This is a genomic window from Xanthomonas chitinilytica (genome assembly GCF_026107455.2).
GTDB lineage: Bacteria > Pseudomonadota > Gammaproteobacteria > Xanthomonadales > Xanthomonadaceae > Stenotrophomonas > Stenotrophomonas chitinilytica.
Genome location: NZ_JAPCHY010000009.1, coordinates 183,319 through 203,936, shown reverse-complemented (window position 1 = coordinate 203,936; position 20,618 = coordinate 183,319). Strand labels below are relative to the sequence as shown.

The 20,618-nt window shown below is 70.4% G+C and carries 14 protein-coding genes; 9 read left to right on the top strand and 5 right to left on the bottom strand.

What is annotated here, in order from left to right; translation table 11 throughout:
• Positions 1-36: 36 nt before the first annotated feature.
• Together OK345_RS11825 and OK345_RS11820 are read right to left on the bottom strand one after the other, a co-directional pair.
• Positions 37-3,840, bottom strand: a complete 3,804-nt coding sequence (locus tag OK345_RS11825; RefSeq protein WP_265128179.1) for a LamG-like jellyroll fold domain-containing protein — start codon at positions 3,838-3,840, stop codon at positions 37-39.
• 143 nt (positions 3,841-3,983) lie between these two features.
• Entirely contained in the window at positions 3,984-6,731 is a 2,748-nt protein-coding gene (locus OK345_RS11820) for a TonB-dependent receptor (protein ID WP_265128178.1), read from the bottom strand.
• A 278-nt stretch (positions 6,732-7,009) separates the two neighbouring features.
• Here OK345_RS11820 and OK345_RS11815 point away from each other — a divergent pair, with 278 nt between their 5' ends.
• Both OK345_RS11815 and eda read left to right on the top strand, forming a co-directional pair.
• Positions 7,010-8,032: a sugar kinase gene (locus OK345_RS11815; RefSeq protein WP_265128177.1), complete on the top strand. Its 1,023-nt coding sequence runs from the start codon at positions 7,010-7,012 to the stop codon at positions 8,030-8,032.
• On the top strand, positions 8,019-8,657 hold the full coding sequence (gene eda, locus OK345_RS11810; protein WP_265128176.1) for a bifunctional 4-hydroxy-2-oxoglutarate aldolase/2-dehydro-3-deoxy-phosphogluconate aldolase: 639 nt from the start codon (positions 8,019-8,021) through the stop codon (positions 8,655-8,657). Before OK345_RS11815 ends, eda begins: the two co-directional genes overlap by 14 nt.
• A gap of 45 nt (positions 8,658-8,702) precedes the next feature.
• Here eda and OK345_RS11805 read toward each other — a convergent pair whose 3' ends face one another.
• The gene (locus OK345_RS11805) at positions 8,703-10,610 is read right to left on the bottom strand and encodes a sigma-54-dependent Fis family transcriptional regulator (RefSeq protein WP_265128175.1); all 1,908 of its coding nucleotides are present in this window, start codon (positions 10,608-10,610) and stop codon (positions 8,703-8,705) included.
• A gap of 242 nt (positions 10,611-10,852) precedes the next feature.
• Between OK345_RS11805 and adh the strand changes: the two genes are divergently transcribed.
• The 3 genes from adh (at position 10,853) to OK345_RS11790 (ending at position 13,998) form a co-directional block, all read left to right on the top strand.
• Positions 10,853-12,382: an aldehyde dehydrogenase gene (adh, locus tag OK345_RS11800; protein ID WP_265128174.1), complete on the top strand. Its 1,530-nt coding sequence runs from the start codon at positions 10,853-10,855 to the stop codon at positions 12,380-12,382.
• A 125-nt stretch (positions 12,383-12,507) separates the two neighbouring features.
• Positions 12,508-13,536 (top strand): alcohol dehydrogenase AdhP, encoded by a 1,029-nt coding sequence (gene adhP, locus OK345_RS11795; protein ID WP_265128173.1) that lies wholly within the window; start codon positions 12,508-12,510, stop codon positions 13,534-13,536.
• Between the two features lie 84 nt (positions 13,537-13,620).
• A complete protein-coding gene (locus OK345_RS11790; RefSeq protein WP_265128172.1) occupies positions 13,621-13,998 on the top strand; it encodes a DUF779 domain-containing protein in 378 nt (125 codons plus the stop codon).
• A 57-nt stretch (positions 13,999-14,055) separates the two neighbouring features.
• On the opposite strand, the gene OK345_RS11785 is transcribed toward OK345_RS11790, so the two are convergent.
• Positions 14,056-14,463, bottom strand: a complete 408-nt coding sequence (locus tag OK345_RS11785) for a hypothetical protein (RefSeq protein ID WP_265128171.1) — start codon at positions 14,461-14,463, stop codon at positions 14,056-14,058.
• A 144-nt stretch (positions 14,464-14,607) separates the two neighbouring features.
• On the opposite strand from OK345_RS11785, the gene OK345_RS11780 reads away from it, so the two are divergent.
• Complete coding sequence (locus OK345_RS11780) at positions 14,608-14,937, top strand: hypothetical protein (RefSeq protein WP_265128170.1); 330 nt, start codon at positions 14,608-14,610, stop codon at positions 14,935-14,937.
• A gap of 13 nt (positions 14,938-14,950) precedes the next feature.
• Here the strand turns inward: OK345_RS11780 and OK345_RS11775 are convergent, their stop codons facing one another.
• Positions 14,951-17,080 (bottom strand): TonB-dependent receptor family protein, encoded by a 2,130-nt coding sequence (locus OK345_RS11775; protein ID WP_265128169.1) that lies wholly within the window; start codon positions 17,078-17,080, stop codon positions 14,951-14,953.
• Positions 17,081-17,258: 178 nt separating this feature from the next.
• On the opposite strand from OK345_RS11775, the gene OK345_RS11770 reads away from it, so the two are divergent.
• The 3 genes from OK345_RS11770 (at position 17,259) to OK345_RS11760 (ending at position 20,609) form a co-directional block, all read left to right on the top strand.
• Positions 17,259-18,461, top strand: coding sequence for an amino acid aminotransferase (locus OK345_RS11770; RefSeq protein ID WP_265128168.1), 1,203 nt, complete (start codon positions 17,259-17,261; stop codon positions 18,459-18,461).
• Between the two features lie 225 nt (positions 18,462-18,686).
• Entirely contained in the window at positions 18,687-19,721 is a 1,035-nt protein-coding gene (locus OK345_RS11765) for a class 1 fructose-bisphosphatase (protein WP_265128167.1), read from the top strand.
• A gap of 189 nt (positions 19,722-19,910) precedes the next feature.
• Positions 19,911-20,609: a 2OG-Fe(II) oxygenase gene (locus tag OK345_RS11760; RefSeq protein WP_265128166.1), complete on the top strand. Its 699-nt coding sequence runs from the start codon at positions 19,911-19,913 to the stop codon at positions 20,607-20,609.
• The last annotated feature ends 9 nt before the right edge of the window (positions 20,610-20,618 follow it).

The following is a 20,618-nucleotide window of genomic DNA, read 5'->3' as shown; positions in this document are numbered from 1 at the left end:
GGACCGCCCGGCCCGGGTGGAAACCTTCGCGCGGACTCAGGGCGCGGATAGCGGTCGCCGGTTGTTGAGCCGGGTCACTTCCTCGGCATCGTCATCCAGCGCCACCCGCACCTGCAGGCCGGCGGGATCGCGTCCGTTCAGCGGCAGCGATACCTGTGCGGTCCTGGGGCGCAGGTCGCCCGGTGCCGGCAATGCCGGAACCGGGACCCGGGCCAGTTCGCGGCCGTGGCTGTCCTCCAGCACGGCATGGCCGCTGCCGGTGCCGACATGGCCCAGGCTGTGCACGGTCAGCCGCACGCTGTCGCCGTCCACCCGCACGTCGCCACGGCCGATGCCCAGGTCCGGGCGGGTTTCCACCGGCGTGCCCGGCCGTATCCGCTCGAACTCGAACAGCTGGGTGCGCTTCGGCGCGAACGTCAGCTCGGTCGAGACGCTTTTCTCCAGCACGATCTCGCGCTCGCTGGCCTTGCCGTCGATGCGGCCGTCGCCATCGCGGTCGGTGCCGCTGCGCACGCGCCAGCGGCCGGGCGCCACGTTCCAGCCGGTCATCTGCGCCCGTTGCGGCGCACTGCCCAGGTTGTAGGCGGTGACGGTGAAGCGTTCGGGCGAGGGCGCATGCACCAGCAGCGCGACCTGTTCGGCAGCCGCTTCCTGCGCGAAACGCCAGCTGACGGTATGCCCGGGCCAGCCCTGGTTGCGCTTGAGGGCGATGCCGCCCAGGCGCGCGCGTTGCAGGAACTCGCTCGGCGCCTCGACCCGGTCGCTCCACCAGTGGCCTTCGGTGTTCATGTACTCGCGCTGGGCCTTGGCCTGGATGCCGTCGGCGTGCAGCGCCTCCAGATACTTCTTGTCGCCGGTGAGCTGCCAGGCCACCACGCTGGGGAAGCCGGTGGCGCCCTTGTCGGCGGCTTCGGTCAGCCTGCGGCCCCAGTCCCGGTCGCGGCCCAGCACCTCGATGAAGTTCTCGCCGAGGTTGGACAGCGCGCCCGGGCCGCCGCGCGCGACGCGGTAGTGCAGCGGCCTGAGGTACTTCTCGTCGCCGGTCCAGCGCCACGCCGCCCAGAACAGGTGCACGGTGTCGCCGCCGCCGGAACCGTCGTTGAGTTCGCCGCCGCGGGTCTGGCCGGTGGCCCAGTTGATCTCGTTGGGCAGCACCCACTGGCCGTCGGCGGCGGTGTAGGCGTGGGCGAGGTAGCCGTCGGCCAGCCCGGTGACCAGCTTGCGGCCGGTCGGATCGGCGTTGTAGGCGCCGACCAGGAACGCCGGGTGCAGCGCCGGGAACGAGTACGGCTTCTGCCACTGCCAGTTCGGTTCGCGGTAGACCTTGTTGCCGCCGAACCAGTTGCTGGAGAACAGCAGGTGGCCCTGCGGGTTGGGCAGGATGATGCGTTCGTCGAAGGCCTTGACCGTCTCCATCAGCCGCTCGACGGTCAACGGATCGCCCCAGTTGAGGTAGAGCATGGCGCTGTTGGCGTTGATGCCTTCCTCGTAGGCATGCAGTTCGTCGGTCTCGATGGTGCTCAGGCCGTTGGCGAACATGCCGTTGCGGTAGACGGCATCGGACAGCGCGGTCAGCGAGGCGTTGAGCCGGTCCGGCATCACCCCCATCAGCGCCAGTCCCGGCCACTGCTGCACCAGGTCCGAGTCGTCGGAGATGCCGCCGCCGAAATCGCCGTATTCGACCTGGCGGTGGTCGATCCACCAGTCGACGAAACGGCGCACGTGCTTGAGGTCCTCGAGCTGGCGGAACGCCCACAGCGGTACCCCCCTGGGCGGCTGCGGCTGCTCGAACGGCGGCTTGCCCTGGCTGTTGTAGCTGATGTAGTTCCAGTACAGCCGGCCCAGCTCGTGGTCCGGATCGACCCGCAGCAGGTCGCTGAGGTCGGCATACACGCGGGCGTACAGGCGCTGGCGCTTGGAAGTGGTGTGTTCCTCGACCAGGAAGCCCCAGTTGTCGCGTACCTGGTTGAAGCGGTCGGCGACGTGTTCCTTGATGGCCTCGGCGCGCGGCTTGAACACCAGGCGGATCTCGGCGCCATCCAGCGCCCGCGCGTCGAAGCCCGGCGCGGCGCTGGCGATGCTGATCCACAGGCTGTCGGCGGTGAGGATGCGGTCGCGCAGGTCCAGCCACAGCGTGCGCTTCTGCCCCGGCTTGACCGAGACCGAGACGTCGATCATGTCGCGCGCCGGCCAGATCGGGTCCTTGATGCGGATGTTGAGCGGGATCAGGCCCTCGTGGGTGGCCGGCAGGTCCAGCGCGGGCAGGTCGATGGCGACCCCGTCCAGGCCGTCGTACATGTTCTCCCAGCTGTGCGCCCAGCTGCGGATCAGCGGCTGCGCGGCGGGCGCGTCGCCGACGCCGGACGGGATCAGCACGTGCACGATCGGCAGCGGCGCGGCAGGCAGGGTGTCGGCACCGCGACGGCGCGAGCCGGCGCCTTTGGGCAGGGCCATCACCGTGCTGCGCTCGGCCGGCGGATGGCGGCCGTCGATGTAGTCGCGCAGCCCGGCGATGTTGAGGTAGTCGGGCAGGGCGTCGCTGTCGATCAGGTAGCGCTGCTTGACCGTGCCTTCCGGCTCGGCGGCGTCGCTGACGTGGTAGCCCCAGATCTCCTGGATCGGGGTTTCCGGCTCGACGTTGGAGAAGCGCAGCGTGCCGCCGCGCTGTGCGGCGAAGTCGTCGACGCTACGCACCACGCCCTGCGGCCGTGCGAACAGCTCGCCGGCGCTGCCGGTCAGGGTGCCGAAGGCGGCGCCGCGGATCTCGATGCGGTTGATCGTTTCATCGTCGGGCACCGCCAGGTCGAGGTGCCGGCCGCCCTCGACGTAGGTGTTCCAGTCCGGCAGCTGGAAGTAGTCGTTGCGGCCGGGCAGGCGCGAGCGGTTGTAGACGCCCGGCCAGGTGGTCTCGGCGATGCCGTCGGTGCCCTTCCACATCCACTGCTTCAGGTCCCTGGCATCGGCGAACTCCACCTTGCGGATCGTGGTGACCGGCGCGGTCAGCGCCGGCGGCGGCGCCGCGTCCCAGCCGAAGCGGTGTCGCCATGCGCGCAGGCCATCGCCTTCGGCCACCGCGGTATGCGGCGCGGCATTGCGCGCCAGCGCAGCGGCACCGGCCGCGTCGAGCATGCGGTCGTAGACCCGGATCTCGTCGAAATCGCTGCCGCGCAGGAAGTTGTAGCGGCTCTGCACCTGGTATGGCGCCATCACCCGGCCGGCCAGCCCCAGCTGGTCCAGCGCCGCGTCGTAGTCGCCGGTGGTCTCCTGCCGCGCGACCTCCTTGCCGTCCAGGTACAGGCGCACGCCATGGTCTTCGTCCCAGGCGAAGGCGAGGTGCCGCCACGTCTGCGGCGCCGGCAACGTTTCGAGCTTGAACGACACCCGGGTGCGCGCCAGGTTGGCGTCGGTGACGAAGGCGTCGAAGCCTTCGCCGTTCCAGTCGATGCGCAGCCAGGCCATGTCCCAGCTGCTGTGGTCGGCATAGCCGACGCGGAAGATCACGAACGGCGCCTCGCCCACGGCGTAGCGGGGACGCCAGAAGAACGCCAGGGTGCCGCGCTGGGCCTGGATGTTGCCGGGGGCGTTCCACGACAGCACGCCGTCGTCGGCCCACTCGATGGCCTCGCCGTGCGCACCGTCGGCGATGCGCTTCACCTTGTCCTGGAAGTTCGGCACCGGATCGCCGCCGGCGATGTCGGCGACGAAGCCCGCGTCGGCCGATACGTGGAACAGCAGCCGGGGGTCGGTGTCCTGCGCCAGGAGCTGGAAGGCGGGGGCCAGGGCAACGGCCAGGGCCAGGGCCAGGGAGCGAAGCGGAAACCAGGTGGAATGTCGCGACATCGTGTTTCTCTTGGGGGCGGGCGGCCTGCCGATCCCGCGCGCGGGCGGCCACGTTAGCGACGCCGGCGCGTCTCCACATCCTGCGTCGCACCATCGATGACGCGCCCCGGCGGTGGCCGGGGCGCGTTTTCCCGCATCGATACTCAGAACTTGTAGCGGAAACCCAACAGGTACTGGCGGCCGGTTTCGCTGTAGTCCAGCGGCAGCTGCGAGGCCGCGCCGACCCAGGACTGCTGCGGCTCGTTGGTCAGGTTGATGCCTTCCAGGCTCAGCTCGATCTGGTCGCTGACCTTGTAGCGCAGCGAGGCATCGACGTAGGTCGTGCCGGTCTGGCCGTGCACGTCCGAGGTGAAGCCCTGCTCGGTACCCGGCACCTGGATCAGGTAGTCGTCGCGGTTGGTGACCGAGACGCGGCCGGCGAACGTTTCGCCTTCGTAGAACAGGGTGGCGTTCCACGAATGCTTGGACAGGCCGGTCAGGTCGGTCTTCAGCGAGGAGGCGCCACTGCTGGTCAGGTACTGGATCTGCGAATCGACGTAGGTGTAGTTCAGCTGGATGCCGAAGTTGCTCCACAGGCCCGGCAGGAAGGTGAACGGCTGGACGTAGTTGGCCTCCACGCCCTTCAGGTCGCCGCCCGGGGTGTTGACCGGCACCGAGAACACGAAGTCGTCGTTGGCGCTGACGCCGAAGCTCTCGGCGATGCTGGCCGGCAGGCCGCTGGTGTAGAACGGCCGCACCTCGCGGGTGGTCTGCACGAAGCTCTCGATGTCCTTGAAGAACAGGCCCAGGCTCAGCATCGCGCTGTCCTGGAAGTACCACTCGGCGCTGAGGTCGTAGGTCCTGGCGCGGATCGGGTCCAGGTTCGGGTTGCCGCCGTTGACGTTGCGCGAGCCGCCGCTGACGCTGACGGTCACGCCCGGGGTCAGGCTGCCCAGGCCGGGACGGCTCATCACCTTGGCCGCGCCGAAGCGCAGCAGGAAGTCGGGCGTCAGCTCGGCGACCAGGTTCAGCGACGGCAGGGTGTCGCTGTATTCGCGGTCGACCGTGATCGGCGTGGCCACGCCGGCGATGGTGGCGATGCCGGTCGAGCTCTGCTTGGTCTTGACGTAGCGCACGCCGAAATTGCCGGAGAACGGGATCGAGCCCAGGTCGGTGGAGAACTCGCCCATCAGCCAGCCGCCGCGGTCCTCTTCCTCCACGCTGCGGTTGCTGGCCGCATAGGGACTGAGCGCGAAGGTGCCTTCGCCGCTGTAGATGTCGAAGTAGCTGGCGATGGCGTCGAAGTCCGGCACCACCCAGCTGCCCGGCGAGCCGCTGACGCCCTTCAGGCCGACCAGGTTGGTCAGGTCCACCGGCACGATGGGGGTGCCGTCGGCGAAGTTGGGCACGTCGGTTTCGGTGGCGGTGCGACGCCATTCCTGCGACTTGAAGTCGTAGTTCTTGGCCAGCACGCCGCCCTTCAGGCGGAAGCCGGGGCTGATGTTCCAGTTGAAGTCCAGCTGGCCCACGTCGAAGTCGTTCTTCACCTCGTTCTGGCGCATGCGGATGGTGGACAGCGACCAGCCGTTGGGGTCGGTCGGATCGATGCCGTAGTTCAGCACCGGCGACCACTTGTTGCCGCGGTAGTCGTAGCTGTAGCCGGCGACGTTGAGCTTGTCCATCATGATCGTCGCCTGCACCGGGTTCTCGTGGCTGGACGAGGAGGTGCCGAGCTTGCCGCTGATCCTGAAGTCGTCGCTGAACTGGTGCTCGCCGCTGAGGCTGAGCTGCTTGAACACGGTGGACCACTCGTCGTGGCGGTTCTCCGAGCGCACGTCGACGTTGTCGAAGCTGCCGTACAGCAGCGCGCCGGTGGCCGGATCGATGTAGCCGTCGTTGACGATGGTCTCCGGCTTGCCGCCCTGCGAGGCGCTGCGGCTGAAGGAGATCGCCTCGATGTAGTGCTCGTCGCGGGTGGCGTCGATCTTGGAGTACATCGCATCGAGCGAGAACTCGGTACGGTCGGACGGCTTGAACTGCAGCGCGCCGGTGACGCCGGTGCGCTTCTGGTCGTGGAACATCTGCGTGTAGCGCGGGAAGCGCGGGTGATAGACGTCCTCGGCAAGCGCGTCGGTGAACGGCGAAGACGGGTCGAAGCCGCCGTTGCTCGGGCCGTTGGCCCAGCGGCCGCTGCCGCTGCCTTCCTCGAGCGTCTGCTTCTCCGAATAGGCCACCGAGAGCAGCGCGCCGAACTTGCCGTCGGCCCAGGTGTTGGCGACCAGCGCGGCCACGCGCGGGTCGGCCTTCTGCGACATGTCGCCGTAGCTGGCCTGGCCGCTGGCGGCGAAGGTGAAGCCGTCGTAGTCCGACGGCCGCGCGGTGCGCAGGTCGACGGTGGCGCCCAGCGAGCCTTCCTCGACGTCGGCCGAGGCGGTCTTGCGCACGATCATCTGCGAGAACAGGTCCGAGGCGAACACGTTGAAGTCGAAGCCGCGGCTGCGGTTGGTGCCGCCGGTCTGGTCGGAGCTGCCGACCGTGGTCAGCGCCTCCATGCCGTTGATGCGCACGCGGGTGAAGTCCGGCCCCAGGCCGCGCACCGAGATGTTGCGGCCCTCGCCGGCATCGCGGGTGATGACCACGCCGGGAATGCGCTGCAGCGACTCGGCCAGGTTGAGGTCCGGGAACTTGCCGACGTCCTCGGCGACGATGGCGTCGACCACGCCGGCTTCGCCGCGCTTGATGTCCAGCGCCTTCTCGACGCTGGCGCGGTAACCGGTAACGGTGACGGTATCCAGTTCGGTGGCTTCGGCCGGGGCCTCCTGGGCCGTGGCGCTGCCGGCCTGCAGGGCCAGGCCGATCGCGAAGGCGAGCAAGGTAACCGGTGTCTTTTTCCGCGTGAGTCGTGCGTGCATGTGCTTCCTCTCCCAAGGTTCAACATGAAACTGCGCTTGTTCTGGTGATGTCACTCGGATGACACCGCTAGTCAACGCGGACGGTAACAGTTGGATCCTGGCTCGGCATCTTGCACTGCAGCAGGCCACGGCTGGCGCCGAAACCCATGTACTGCAGCGGTTCCGGCGGTTCTACCGGCTCCATGCTGGCGCTGGACACGGGGTCGCGGGCTAGAATGACACCGATAGTCAATTGCCCCGTGCGATCATCGCCGGCGGCGGCACGCTGAGGACCCCCGATGAGTCGTACCCGTATTGTCTGTTTCGGAGAATTGCTGCTGCGGCTGGGCGCCCCCGGCCGCCAGCTGCTGCTGCAGACGCCGCAGCTGGAGGTGCATGCCGGTGGCGCCGAGGCCAATGTCGGCGTGTCGCTGGCGCATTTCGGCCACGAGGTGGCGATGGTCAGCGTGGTCGCCGACAACCCGCTCGGCGCCGCGGCGACCGGCGAGCTGCGCCGCTACCGCGTCGACACCACCCATGTGCGGGCCGCCGATGGCCGCATGGGCCTGTATTTCCTCGCCACCGGCGCCGGCCACCGGCCCAGCGAGGTGGTCTACGACCGCGCCGATTCGGCGTTCGCGCTGGCCGCGCCGGGCGACTACGACTGGCCGGCGCTGCTGCACGGCGCGCACTGGCTGCACCTGTCGGGCGTGAGCCCGGCACTGGGCCCGGCGGCGGCGCAGGCCACGCTGGAAGCGGCGCGCGCGGCCTGCGGGCTGGGGGTGAAGGTGTCGTTCGACGGCAATTTCCGGCCGAAGCTGTGGCAGCGCTGGGGCGGCGATGCCCGCGCCATCCTGCGCGACCTGTTCGACTGCGCGCATGTCCTGTTCGCCGACTACCGCGACATCGGCGTGGTGCTCGGCGGCGAGTTCGCCCAGGCCGATGCCCGGTCCCGGGTGGATGCGGCCGCCGCACAGGCGTTCGCGGCATTCCCGCGCCTGCAGTACATGGCCTGCACCCAGCGCAGCACCCACAACGTGGATCACCATTCGCTGGCGGCGATGTTGCTGGGCCGCGACGGCACGCGGGCGCTGGCCCCGGCCGAGGAGCTGGTGGGCATCGTCGACCGCATCGGTGGCGGCGATGCGTTCGCCGCCGGGGTGCTGCACGGCCTGATCGAAGGTTTCGACGCCGAGGCGACGATCCGCTTCGGGCTGGCCGCCGGCTGCCTGAAGCACTCGGTACCCGGCGATTTCAACCCGGTCGGCGTGGCCGACGTACAGGCCCTGGTGGGCGAAGGAAGGTTCGATGTCAGGCGCTGATCCGCGGGTGCGCGCGGTCCTCAGGCTCGCACCGGTCATCCCGGTATTCACTCCCGACAGCATCGACGATGCCGTGCAGGTGGCGCAGGCGCTGTTCCGCGGCGGGCTGCCGGTGATCGAGGTGACGCTGCGCACCGCGGTGGCGGTGGACGCGATCAAGGCCATGGTCGAAGCGGTGCCCGACGCGGTGGTCGGCGCCGGCACGGTGCTGGACGCGCGCCAGCTGGAAGCGGTGAAGGCCGCCGGCGGGCGCTTCGCGGTCTCGCCCGGCGCCACCGCGCGGCTGTACGCCGCCGCGCGCGACAGTGACCTGCCGCTGCTGCCCGGCGTGGCCACCGCCTCGGAGCTGATGCTGGGCCTGGAGCACGGCCTGGACACCTTCAAGTTCTTCCCGGCGGTGCAGGCCGGCGGCGCGGCGATGCTGTCGGCCTGGAACGGCCCGTTCGGCGACGTGCGCTTCTGCCCCACCGGCGGCATCAGCGCGCAGACCGCGCTGCAGTTCCTGCACCTGCCCAACGTGCTGTGCGTCGGCGGTTCCTGGCTGACCACGCGCGAACTGCTGCAGGCCCGCGACTGGGGCCGGATCGAACAGCTGGCGCGGGAAGCGGCGGCGCTGGCCGGCTGACGCCGGCCGGACCGCATCCGACCGCAGGACCGGGAAAGCCCGGCCCTAGGATCCGCGCAACCCGGGCCCCAGCCGCCGGTACAGGGTGCTGCGGCTGATGCCCAGCCGGCGCGCGGCGCGGGCGACATTGCCGCCGCATTCGGCCAGTGCCTGGCGCATCGCCGCGGCCGTCATCGCTTCCAGCCCCCCGCCGGGAGCCGCGACGGCCACCGCCGGCGGTGGAGTCGATGGCGCCGAGGGCCGTCGCAGGTAGCCCGGCAAGCGCTCCACGTCCAGCAGCGCGCCGTCGTCGCTGAGCGCCACCAGGGTGCGCAGGCAGGACGACAGCTGCCGCAGGTTTCCCGGCCAGCCGTAATCGACCAGCGCCTGCAGGGCCGCCGCGCTCAGCCGGCGGCCGCCGCCCAGCCGCGACCACAGCGCGCGGACCAGCCCGGCGCGGTCGTCATGCTCGCGCACCGCGGCGATGCGCACCTGGTGGTCGGCGATGCGGTAGTACAGGTCGGGCCGGAAGCGGCCAGCGGCGATGGCGTCGTCCAGGTCGCAGTGGGTGGCGCACACCAGCGCGAAATCCAGTTTCACCGGCTTGCCGCCACCCAGCGGCGAGAGCTCGCGGTCCTGCAGCACCCGCAGCAGGCGCGGCTGCAACGCCAGCGGCATGTCGCCGATCTCGTCCAGGAACAGCACGCCACCCTGGGCCTGGCGCAGCAACCCCGGGCTGCCCTGCTTGCGCGCACCGGTGAACGCGCCCTCCTCGTAGCCGAACAGTTCGGCCTCGATCAGGCCCTCCGGCAACGCCGCGCAGTTCACCGCCACGAACGGCTTGCCGGCGCGCGTGCAGCGCCGATGCAGTTCGCGCGCGAACACTTCCTTGCCGGTGCCGGTCTCGCCCTGCACCAGTACCGGCAGGCCGGCATCGAGCACCCGCCGTGCCTGTTCCAGCGCCTGCTCGAGTCCCGGGCCGAACACCGGACCGCTCGTTGTTGTTGTTGCTGTTGTTGTTGTGGCTTTTGCTGTTGCCGACGCGAACGGCAGCGGCCGCGAGGATGGCGGGAACGCTCGTTGCCGGCGTTCCTGCAGGTGGCCGTACAGCGAACGCCCCTGTCGGTCGATCAACGCGCCATCGTCGTGCAACCGCGACAGCGGCACCTCGAACAGGCTCTCGTACGTCGCCCGGCCAAGATCGTGCCGCTCCAGTCCGAACAGCTTCAACCCGACCCGGTTGGCCGCCACCAGCCGCCCGCCGCGGAATGCCAGCAGGCCCTCGCGGACGGTGCCCAGCAACGCCGGGTCGTGGTGCAGCCGCACCAGCTCGGCGCCCTCGATCCCCTGCTCGAAGTAGCGGTGCTCGATCCGCGCCACCGCCTGCCGCGCCATGCCCGGCGCGTGCAGGTGCTGCACGCGCGAGTCGCCGGAGATGTCGAGCACGCCCACCAGCGTGCCGCAGGGATCGAAGATCGGCGTGGCCGAACAGCTGAGGATGCCGTGCGGGGCGCGGTAGTGCTCGCCGCCGCGCACCTGCACCGAACGTCCTTCGACGATCGCGGTGCCGATGGCGTTGGTCCCCACCGTGGCCTCGTCCCAGCACACGCCCGGCATCAGCGCTACGCGGCCGGCGCGGTCGAGGAAACCCGGGCTGCCCTCGGCATCGAGGATCCAGCCGGCCGCGTCGGTCAACAGCACCATGCTGTCGGTGGCGGCCAGTTCGCCGGACAACCCGTCCAGTTCGGCCCGCGCCAGCCGCCACAGGCGCTCGTGGTGCTGGCGCAGCTCGTGCAGGCGGCCGCCCGCCACCGGCTCCAGCGCCGGCGGGGCATCGGCCGCCAGTCCCTGCTGCCGGCAGCGGCGCCACGACTGCAGGATGGTTTCCGGTACGCCGCCCAGCGGCGCGGTGCCGCGCTCGAAGAACGAACGGCGGGCCCGGCCCACGGGGGGCGGCAACGATGGTGAAGCCATGTGAGCTCCCATGTCGCAATCTGCGACAGCTGTATCGACACCTGTCCCGATAAACACCACAAGCCGGGCGGCGGTGCAACGACCGCCTGTTCCGCGCCGCAACATTCTCCGCGGCCGGTTTGCGCAGAACCGGCGCCTGCGGCCACGCTGCGGCGCAGCAGGCCGGAATTGGCATCGTCCTTGCGCTCTCCGTGGGCACAGACCCGCACCGGGTCGCCACCGCTCCACGGAGATCCGCATCCATGAACGCCGTCACGTCCGCCAAGCCCTTCGCCACCGATCCGCAGTCCATCTTCAAGCCGCGCTACGGCAACTACATCGGCGGGCAATGGGTGGCGCCGCGCAGCGGCCGGTACTTCGAGAACACCACGCCGGTCACCGGCAAGGCGTTCACCGAGGTGGCCCGCTCCAACGCCGAGGACATCGAGGCCGCGCTGGACGCCGCGCACGCGGCCAAGGACGCCTGGGGCAGGACCAGCACCACCGAGCGCGCCAACCTCCTCAACCGCATCGCCGACCGCATCGAGCAGAACCTGGAGCTGATCGCCCACGCCGAGACCTGGGACAACGGCAAGCCGATCCGCGAGACGCTCAACGCCGACGTGCCGCTGATGGCCGACCACTTCCGCTACTTCGCCGGCGCGGTGCGCGCGCAGGAAGGCTCGCTGAGCGAGATCGACCACGACACCGTCGCCTACCACTTCCACGAGCCGCTGGGCGTGGTCGGGCAGATCATCCCGTGGAACTTCCCGCTGCTGATGGCCGCCTGGAAGCTGGCGCCGGCGCTGGCCGCCGGCAACTGCGTGGTGCTCAAGCCGGCCGAGCAGACCCCGGCCTCGATCCTGGTGCTGATGGAGATCATCGGCGACCTGCTGCCGGCCGGCGTGCTCAACGTGGTCAACGGCTTCGGCCTGGAAGCCGGCAAGCCGCTGGCCAGCAGCCCGCGCATCGCCAAGATCGCCTTCACCGGCGAGACCACCACCGGCCGGCTGATCATGCAGTACGCCAGCCAGAACCTGATCCCGGTGACGCTGGAGCTGGGCGGCAAGTCGCCCAACGTGTTCTTCGCCGACGTGATGGCCGAGGACGACGATTTCCTGGACAAGGCGATCGAGGGCTTCGTGCTGTTCGCCTTCAACCAGGGCGAGGTCTGCACCTGCCCCTCGCGCGCGCTGATCCAGGAGTCGATCTACGAGAAGTTCATGGAGAAGGCGCTGGCGCGCGTGGCCGCGATCAAGCAGGGCAATCCGCTGGACCCGAACACCATGGTCGGCGCGCAGGCTTCCGGCGAGCAGCTGGAGAAGATCCTGTCCTACATCGACATCGGCCGCCAGGAGGGCGCCGAGGTGCTGATCGGCGGCGGGCGCAACGCGATGGGCGGCGAGCTGGCCGACGGCTTCTACGTGCAGCCGACCGTGTTCAAGGGCCACAACCGGATGCGCATCTTCCAGGAGGAGATCTTCGGCCCGGTGGTGGCGGTGACCACCTTCAGGGACGAGGCCGAGGCGCTGGCGATCGCCAACGACACCCTCTACGGCCTGGGCGCCGGCGTGTGGAGCCGCGACGCCAACCGCCTGTACCGCATGGGCCGCGGCATCCAGGCCGGGCGGGTGTGGACCAACTGCTACCACGCCTATCCGGCGCACGCCGCGTTCGGCGGCTACAAGCAGTCGGGCATCGGCCGCGAGAACCACAAGATGATGCTCGACCACTACCAGCAGACCAAGAACCTGCTGGTCAGCTACTCGCCGAAGAAGCTCGGCTTCTTCTGATTCCCGTCACCGCCGCGGCGCGATCCTGCCGGAGCCCGCCCGTGCGGCCGGATTTGCGCCGGATCAAGGCGCGCCCGGGCGAACCGCGCCATGTTGTTCCCGTTCCCACCAGGAGGAGGTCCGCAATGAACAAGACCATGAAAGCCGCCGTCGTGCGCGAATTCGGCAAGCCGCTGGCGATCGAGGAAGTGGAGGTCCCGCGCCCGGCGGCGGGCGACATCCTGGTCAAGATCGAGGCTTGCGGGGTCTGCCACACCGACCTGCACGCCGCCGAGGGCGACTGGCCGGTGAAGCCGAATCCGCCGTTCATCCCCGGCCACGAAGGCGTGGGCCATGTCGTCGCGGTGGGTGCCGGCGTCACCCACATCAAGGAAGGCGACCGCGTCGGCATCCCGTGGCTGTACTCGGCCTGCGGCCATTGCGAACACTGCCTGGGCGGCTGGGAGACGCTGTGCGAGACGCAGCAGAACACCGGCTACTCGGTCAACGGCGGCTTCGCCGAGTACGCGCTGGCCAATGCCGGCTATGTCGGCCACCTGCCCAAGGACATCGGCTTCGTCGAGGTGGCGCCGATCCTGTGCGCCGGCGTCACCGTCTACAAGGGCCTGAAGGTGACCGACACCAAGCCCGGCAACTGGGTGGTGATCTCCGGCATCGGCGGCCTGGGCCACATGGCGGTGCAGTACGCCAAGGCGATGGGCCTGAACGTGGCCGCGGTCGACGTGGACGACGAAAAGCTGCGCCTGGCGCAGCGCCTGGGCGCCACCGTCACCGTGAACGCGAAGACCACCGACCCGGTGGCCTACCTGAAGAAGGAGATCGGCGGCGCCCACGGCGCGCTGGTCACCGCGGTCTCGCCCAAGGCGTTCGAGCAGGCCATCGGCATGGTCCGCCGCGGCGGCACGGTCTCGCTCAACGGGCTGCCGCCGGGCCAGTTCCCGCTGGACATCTTCGGCATGGTGCTCAACGGCGTGACCGTGCGCGGCTCGATCGTCGGCACCCGCCTGGACCTGCAGGAATCGCTGGAGTTCGCCGAGCAGGGCAAGGTCGCCGCCACCGTCGCCAGCGACCGGCTGGAGAACATCAACGACATCTTCGCGCGCATGCACGCGGGCAAGATCGAGGGCCGCGTCGTCATCGACATGGCCGCCTGAAGCGTTTCCGCGCCGGCCGCCGGCCCCCTCCCCCGGCCGGCGGCGGGCGCGGAACCGTATTTCCCGCCGATCCTGCCCGCCGCCATGACCGACCCGCCCGTCCAGGTACTGGCCACCGACAGCGCGCTGGCGCTGATCGCGCGGCTGCGCGAGCGCCACGGCCCGCTGCTGTTCCACCAGTCCGGCGGCTGCTGCGACGGTTCCTCGCCGATGTGCTTCGCCCAGGGCGAGTTCCTCGTCGGCGACCGCGACGTGCACCTGGGCGACATCGGCGGGGTGCCGTTCTACATCAGCGCGCCGCAGTTCGAGTACTGGAAGCACACCCAGCTGATCGTCGACGTGGTGCCGGGCCGCGGCGGCATGTTCTCGCTGGAGAACGGCGAGGGCGTGCGCTTCCTGCTGCGCTCGCGGCTTTTCGACGACGCCGAGTTCGCGCGGCTGCAGGCCGCCGGCAGGGTCTGAGGCCGTGGCGAAGCGCACCGCCGTCGGCAGGCGGCGGCGCGTTTCGCGCTTTCCCGGCTACGAGGAGCGGCGCAGGTCGTGGACCGCCGCCGCCGGCATGTGGTCCAGCGCCAGCCAGGCGTCCTCGATCACCGGGCGCACCTGCGGCCATTCCAGCCGCGATTCGCCGCGCACCTGGTCCCAGTGCGCGGCCAGTTCGCCGTCGGTATCGCCGGTGCCGCGCGGCCAGTCGGCCGAATGCGTGGTCAGCGCGAACGCGTAGGCGGGGCAGAGGTCGCGCCATACCGCGGCACCACGGCGGCGGCGGCGGCGGCGGTCGTAGTCGGCCAGGCTGTACTGCAGGAAGTCCTGGGCCACGGCCGAGCCTTCCTGGCCGCGGCGGGGTCGCTGCCTGCCCGTCGCCGGCAGCGGATCGAGATGGGCGTTGAAGGCGCTGTGCGCGGGACGTCGTTCGAAGCGTTGCATGGCCGTCACTCCGGTACGGGCGGGTTGCAAGCAGTAACGCCGGCCCCGTTATCGGGCCGTGACAGTCCCGTGCAGCCGGTGCCGATTCGCACCGCGTTCACCGCGCCGGCGCTTTAGTCGGAGGCCCATCGTGGAGCCGACACCATGCAACGCGACCCGCTACGCCAGTCCGCCCCGCCGCTGCCCGGCGAACAACGCGGCAAGCACGATGCCCAGGACAACGAGGACCGCGGCGCCGGCATGTCGGTCGAAGCCGCGCCTGCCGACCCCGTGCCGCCGAACACCGCGATGATCCCGCGCGAGCGCAGGGATCCCGACCCCGACCCCGGCCGCGCGCCCGGCGCCCCGGAAACCGATGCCGAGCGCCGGCAGCGCAAGCATCACGAGAGCGACAACCAGGACGAGGCGCTGGAGGAGACCTTCCCCGCCAGCGACCCGACCTCGCCGTTCATACCGGCCCGGACACCGGAATGAGGCGCGGCGGCGCTCAGCGCTGCCACTGCCATTGCAGGCCCAGGGTGTAGCCGCGGTCCGGTCCGGGTTCGTAGAAGCGCCGGTTGCCGTCGTTGACGATCACCGAACCGATGTAGCGCTGGTCCAGCGCGTTGTCGATGCGGGCGAACAGCCGCAGCGGACCATGGGCGGTTTCCCAGCGCCGCGCCGCTTCCAGGTTGAGCAGGGCATGGCCGGCCGCCGCTTCGCTGGCCAGGTCGTCGACCACGGTGTCGCTGGAAGCCACCACCTCGGCGGCGAACTGCCAGTGCCGCGGCTGCCATTGCGCGCGTGCGAACAGCTGCTGGCGCGGCACCCCGGGCAGGCGCGCGCCCGATGCCACCGGGGTCGATGGCGAGGTGCAGGGCGAGCCGCTGCAGGTCAGGTAGCCGTCGCGCACGCGGGCGTCGATGAAGGTCCACGCCAGCTGCAGCTGCGCGGTGTCGCCCAGCGGCTGCACATAGCTGGCCTCCACGCCCTCGCGGCGGGTGCGGCCGATGTTGCGGTAGGTGCTGCGGCCGCCGCTGTTGCTTGCCACCGCCAGCTCGTCATCGGTATCGGCACGGAACAGCGCCATTTCCAGGCGCGCGCCGTCCGGGTCGCGCCACTTGCCGCCGATCTCGAGGTTGCGGCTGCGCGCGGCCTCCAGGTCCAGCGCCAGTCCGGCGCCGCCATCGGCACGGTAGCCCAGTTCATTGAAGGTCGGCGTCTCGAAACCGCGCCCGGCCGAGGCATACAGGCGCAGGTCGTCATGCGCCCGGAACACGATGCCGGCCACCGGCGTGGTGGCCGCATAGTCGCGGCGGCCGCTGTCGTCCGGATTGGCGGCGGTGACGTAGCGGTCGGCCGAGCGGAAGCGCACCTCGCTGTGGCGCACGCCCACCAGCGCCGACCAGCGCGCCCCCGGCTGCCACCATGCCTGCGCGAACTGGTCCAGGTTCTCCACCCGGTCGCGCTGGTCGCGGCGCAGGCGTCCCTTCACCCCGAGCGCGTCGCCGACGAAGTTCTCGTAGCCGGTACGGTGCTGGCGCTGGCGGTCGGCGTTGGCGCCCAGCACCAGTTCCAGCGGCCGCCCGGCCAGCGCGCCATGCCAGGCCCAGCGCGCGTCGGCGCCGCCGAAGCCACTGTCCAGGTCGATCACCCCGCCGGCATGCAGCGGGCTGCCCTGCGCCGCCGGCGGAATGGCCAGGAACTGCTCGATCTCGCGCTGCCCGGCGTAGCCCATCAGGCGCAGCGTCTGCGGCCCGGACTGCTGGGTGAACACCATCCCGGCCTGCGACTGCCGCGCCGACTTGCGGGTGTCGTACTGGTGCGCCACCGCGGTGGCCTGCCGCGGATCGTCGTTCGCCTGGGCGCGGCTCAGGCCCAGCGGGTCCTGCGCCCGCGGCGAATCGAAATGGTTGAACACCAGGTCCAGCCGGCGGCCGGGCGCCAGCTCGATGCCGAACCGGGCATTGAGCGATTCGCGCCGCGCCGCGCTGTGCTCGCGCCAGCCGTCGCTGCGGGAATGGCTGGCCGCCACGTTGTAGCGCAGCGCGCCTTCCCGCCCTTTCAGCTGCACGCCGGCGCCCACGCTGTCGCGGCTGCCGTAGCTGGCCTGCAGCCGCCACGGATCGCCGGCCTCGCCGTCGGCGCTCCACAGCTGCAGCACGCCGCCGGAGGAGTTGCCGTACAGCGCCGAGAACGGCCCGCGCAGCACCTCGATGCGGTCGGCGCCGAACAGGTTGAAGTGCGACAGCTGGCCCTGGCCGTCGGGCATCGTCGCCGGCACCCCGTCGACCAGCAGGCGCACGCCGCGCACGCCGAAGGTGGAACGCGCGCCGAAGCCGCGGATCGACAGCTGGGTGTCCTGCGCCGCGTTCTGGCGGTCGCGCGCCAGCAGCCCGGGAATGCCGTCCAGCGCCTCGGCCACCTGCGCCTGGCGGCGGTTGCCGTCGGCCGCGACGGCGACCGTGGTCAGCGACGCCGGCAGGTCGAAATCGTCCACCGCACGCACTCTTGCGGCCTGGACCTGGACCGCATCGAGCGTGGAAACGGCGGGGGAAGTGGCGGACTGGGCCAGCGCCGGCCCCGTGGCCGTCAGCCACAGCCCGCCGCACAGGACCAGGAAGGTGCATCGCGTCATGCCGGCATGATCGCCGTTTGTGCCGGCCACCGCACCCCGCAGGCCGGCAGTTGCATTTGAAACCCCGGCGCGGCAAGGGCTGCGCCCTGCTAGGATGGGGCCGTTTTGGCTGCGCCCGCGCCACCACCGCCGCCGTCCAGAGCACCCCCCACTTTCCGTCATCCAAACGAGTACCGCCGTGTCCTTCTTTGCAAACGTGGAACAGGTTCCAGGCGACCCGATCCTGGGCCTGACCGAGGCCTACAACGCCGACACCCGCCCGACCAAGGTCAACCTGGGCGTGGGCATCTACTACGACGAGAATGGCCGCATCCCGCTGCTGCGTGCCGTCAACCGCATCGAACAGCAGCTGGCGCTGGACGCGCGCCCGCGCGGCTACCTGCCGATCGACGGCCTGCCGGCCTACACCCAGGCCACCCGGCGCCTGGTGTTCGGCGAGGACTCGCCGCTGCTGGCCGCCGGCCGCGTGGCCACCTCGCAGACCATCGGCGGCAGCGGCGCGCTGCGCGTCGGCGCCGACCTGCTGAAGACACTGCTGCCGCATGCCACCGTGGCGATCAGCAACCCGAGCTGGGAGAACCACCGCGCGGTGTTCGGCGCGGCCGGCTTCGACATCGTCGGCTACACCTATTTCGACGCCGCCAGCCACGGCCTGGACTTCGCCGGCATGCTGGCCGACCTGCAGAAGCTGCAGCCCGGCACCGTGGTGCTGCTGCACGCCTGCTGCCACAACCCGACCGGCGCCGACCTGAGCGTGGAGCAGTGGAAGCAGGTCGCCGCGCTGCTCAAGGACCGCCAGCTGTTCCCGTTCATCGACATGGCCTACCAGGGCTTCGACAAGGGCCTGGAGCAGGACGGCGCCGCGGTGCGCATCGTTGCCGAGGCCGGCATCGACAGCTTCATCGTCGCCAATTCGTACTCCAAGTCGTTCTCGCTGTATGGCGAGCGCATCGGCGCGCTGTCGGTGGTGGGCCCGGACGCGGCCTCGACCAAGGCGGTGCAGTCGCAGGTCAAGCGCATCATCCGCACCATCTACTCCAGCCCGGCGGCGCATGGCGCGGCGCTGGTGTCCGGCGTGCTCGACAGCACGGAACTGCGGCAGATGTGGGAGCAGGAACTGACCGAGATGCGCGAGCGCATCCACGCCCTGCGCGCCGGCCTGGTGCAGAAGCTGGCGGCGCTGGGCGCACCGGAGTTCGGCTTCATCCAGCAGCAGGCCGGCATGTTCTCGTACTCGGGCCTGAGCAAGTCGCAGGTCGACCGCCTGCGCGACGAGTACGGCATCTACGCCGTCGGCACCGGCCGCATCTGCGTGGCCGCGCTGAACCAGGACAACCTGGACTATGTCGCCAAGGCGGTCTACGACGTCAGCCGCGGCTGAGCCGACGACGGATCGACAGCAAAGCCCGGGAGCAATCCCGGGCTTTTTTCGTCCCCGCCACCTGCAGGAGCGACGTCAGCCGCGACCGAACCTTTGCCGGTAAAGCCCGGGCGCGACTGACGTCGCTCCTGCCCGCAATCCGGATGTCCATCCGCCGGCCCGCGTTCGCAAAAACCCGGACGAGCCGCGACAATGGCAGCCCTTTTCCGAAGGCGACCCTTGTCCATGTCCCGCACCTCGTTGACCCGTTTCCTGATCGAAGAACAGCACGCCGGCCATATCAACGCCGACCTGCGGCAGCTGGTGGCGGTGGTGGCACGCGCCTGCACCAGCATCTCGATCGCGGTCAGCAAGGGCGCGCTGGGCGGGGTACTGGGCGATGCCGGCACCGGCAACGTGCAGGGCGAGGCGCAGAAGAAGCTGGACGTGATCTCCAACGAGATCCTGCTCGAGGCCAACGCCTGGGGCGGGCACCTGGCCGCGTGCGCCTCGGAGGAGATGGACCACAGCCAGCCGGTGCCCGATACCTATCCCAGCGGCGACTTCCTGCTGCTGTTCGACCCGCTGGACGGCAGCTCCAACATCGACGTCAACGTCTCGGTCGGCACCATCTTCTCGGTGCTGCGCTGCCCGCCCGGCGTGGACCGGCCCGGCGACGAGCACTTCCTGCAGCCGGGCACGCAGCAGGTGGCGGCCGGCTACTGCATCTACGGGCCGAGCACGATGCTGGTGCTGACCGTGGGCCACGGCACCCACGCCTTCACCCTGGACCGCGAGACCGGCGAGTTCGTGCTGACCCAGCGCGGCATGCGGATCCCGGCCGACACCGGCGAGTTCGCGATCAACATGTCCAACCAGCGCCACTGGGAAGCGCCGATGCAGGGCTACGTGGCAGACCTGCTGGCCGGCAAGGAAGGCCCGCGCGGCAAGAATTTCAACATGCGCTGGATCGCCTCGATGGTGGCCGACGTGCACCGCATCCTGACCCGCGGCGGCATCTTCATCTACCCGTGGGACCGCAAGGACCCGTCCAAGGCCGGCAAGCTGCGGCTGATGTACGAGGCCAACCCGATGGGCCTGCTGGTCGAGCAGGCCGGCGGCGCCGCCACCACCGGCCGCGAGCGCATCCTCGACATCCGCCCCGAACAGCTGCACCAGCGCGTGCCGGTGTTCCTGGGTTCCCGCAACGAAGTGGAGCAGGCCACCCGCTACCACCTCGAGCACGACGCGCGCCCGCTCCCGGCCGACGCCACGGCTTGATCGGCGTCGCTGTTCCCGCCGCGGGCGGGTGACAAGCGACCCCGGCCGGGGCGACCATCGGCGCATCGTTGCCACTGGAAGGTGCTAGCCGATGCGTTTGCCTGTCACGTTGTCGTGGTCGTTGCCCGCTGCCGGGCGGCCGATGCATCCGAGGCCGCATGGCAACCGCTGGCAGCCGGGGGCTTGCTCATGAGCGGCGCCGATTTCATCGAAGTCGTCGACAACGCGGTGAGTGCCGAGGACTGCGCGGCGATCGTGCAGCGCCTGCGCGAAAGCGCCCAGCTGCAGCCGGGGCAAGTCGGCGGCGGCGTGTATCCCGAGCTCAAGCGCAGCCGCGACCTGCGCATCAGCGGCCTGGCCGAATGGCGCCCGGTCGAGCAGCGGCTGCAGCAGGCGGTGTTCGCCGCGCTACTGCAGTACCTGCGGCGCTATCCGCAGGCGCTGATCTCGCCGCTGATGCTGCAGGTGCAGGGCGCCGACGGCCAGCCGCGGCGGCTGGCGGCCGAGGACTTCCCGGGCATGGACGACGCCGCGCTGGCCGACCTGGCCCGCACCTGCCTGCGACCCGGCGCGATCAACCTGCAGTGGTACGCGGCGGGCGAGGGCGGCTATCCCTACTGGCACTGCGAACTGTTCCCGCGCGACGCCGGCGCCGAGACCCTGCACCGGCACCTGCTGTGGACGCTGTACCTCAACGACGGCTTCGACGAGGGCGAGACCGAGTTCCTGTTCCAGCAGCGCAAGGTGGCGCCGCGCACCGGCAGCCTGCTGATCGCGCCCACCGCCTTCACCCACACCCATCGCGGCAACCGCCCGCAGCGCGGCGACAAGTTCATCGCAACGAGTTGGATCTTGTTCCAGTCGGCAGACAGGCTGTACGGCGGCTAGCGCGCTTTC

Excerpts from the sequence above, each read along its gene's own strand:
- OK345_RS11825 (WP_265128179.1), bottom strand. The coding sequence starts at position 3,840 with ATGTCGCGACATTCCACCTGGTTTCCGCTTCGCTCCCTGGCCCTGGCC.
- OK345_RS11820 (WP_265128178.1), bottom strand. The coding sequence starts at position 6,731 with ATGCACGCACGACTCACGCGGAAAAAGACACCGGTTACCTTGCTCGCC.
- OK345_RS11815 (WP_265128177.1), top strand. The coding sequence starts at position 7,010 with ATGAGTCGTACCCGTATTGTCTGTTTCGGAGAATTGCTGCTGCGGCTG.
- eda (WP_265128176.1), top strand. The coding sequence starts at position 8,019 with ATGTCAGGCGCTGATCCGCGGGTGCGCGCGGTCCTCAGGCTCGCACCG.
- OK345_RS11805 (WP_265128175.1), bottom strand. The coding sequence starts at position 10,610 with ATGGCTTCACCATCGTTGCCGCCCCCCGTGGGCCGGGCCCGCCGTTCG.
- adh (WP_265128174.1), top strand. The coding sequence starts at position 10,853 with ATGAACGCCGTCACGTCCGCCAAGCCCTTCGCCACCGATCCGCAGTCC.
- adhP (WP_265128173.1), top strand. The coding sequence starts at position 12,508 with ATGAACAAGACCATGAAAGCCGCCGTCGTGCGCGAATTCGGCAAGCCG.
- OK345_RS11790 (WP_265128172.1), top strand. The coding sequence starts at position 13,621 with ATGACCGACCCGCCCGTCCAGGTACTGGCCACCGACAGCGCGCTGGCG.
- OK345_RS11785 (WP_265128171.1), bottom strand. The coding sequence starts at position 14,463 with ATGCAACGCTTCGAACGACGTCCCGCGCACAGCGCCTTCAACGCCCAT.
- OK345_RS11780 (WP_265128170.1), top strand. The coding sequence starts at position 14,608 with ATGCAACGCGACCCGCTACGCCAGTCCGCCCCGCCGCTGCCCGGCGAA.
- OK345_RS11775 (WP_265128169.1), bottom strand. The coding sequence starts at position 17,080 with ATGACGCGATGCACCTTCCTGGTCCTGTGCGGCGGGCTGTGGCTGACG.
- OK345_RS11765 (WP_265128167.1), top strand. The coding sequence starts at position 18,687 with ATGTCCCGCACCTCGTTGACCCGTTTCCTGATCGAAGAACAGCACGCC.
- OK345_RS11760 (WP_265128166.1), top strand. The coding sequence starts at position 19,911 with ATGAGCGGCGCCGATTTCATCGAAGTCGTCGACAACGCGGTGAGTGCC.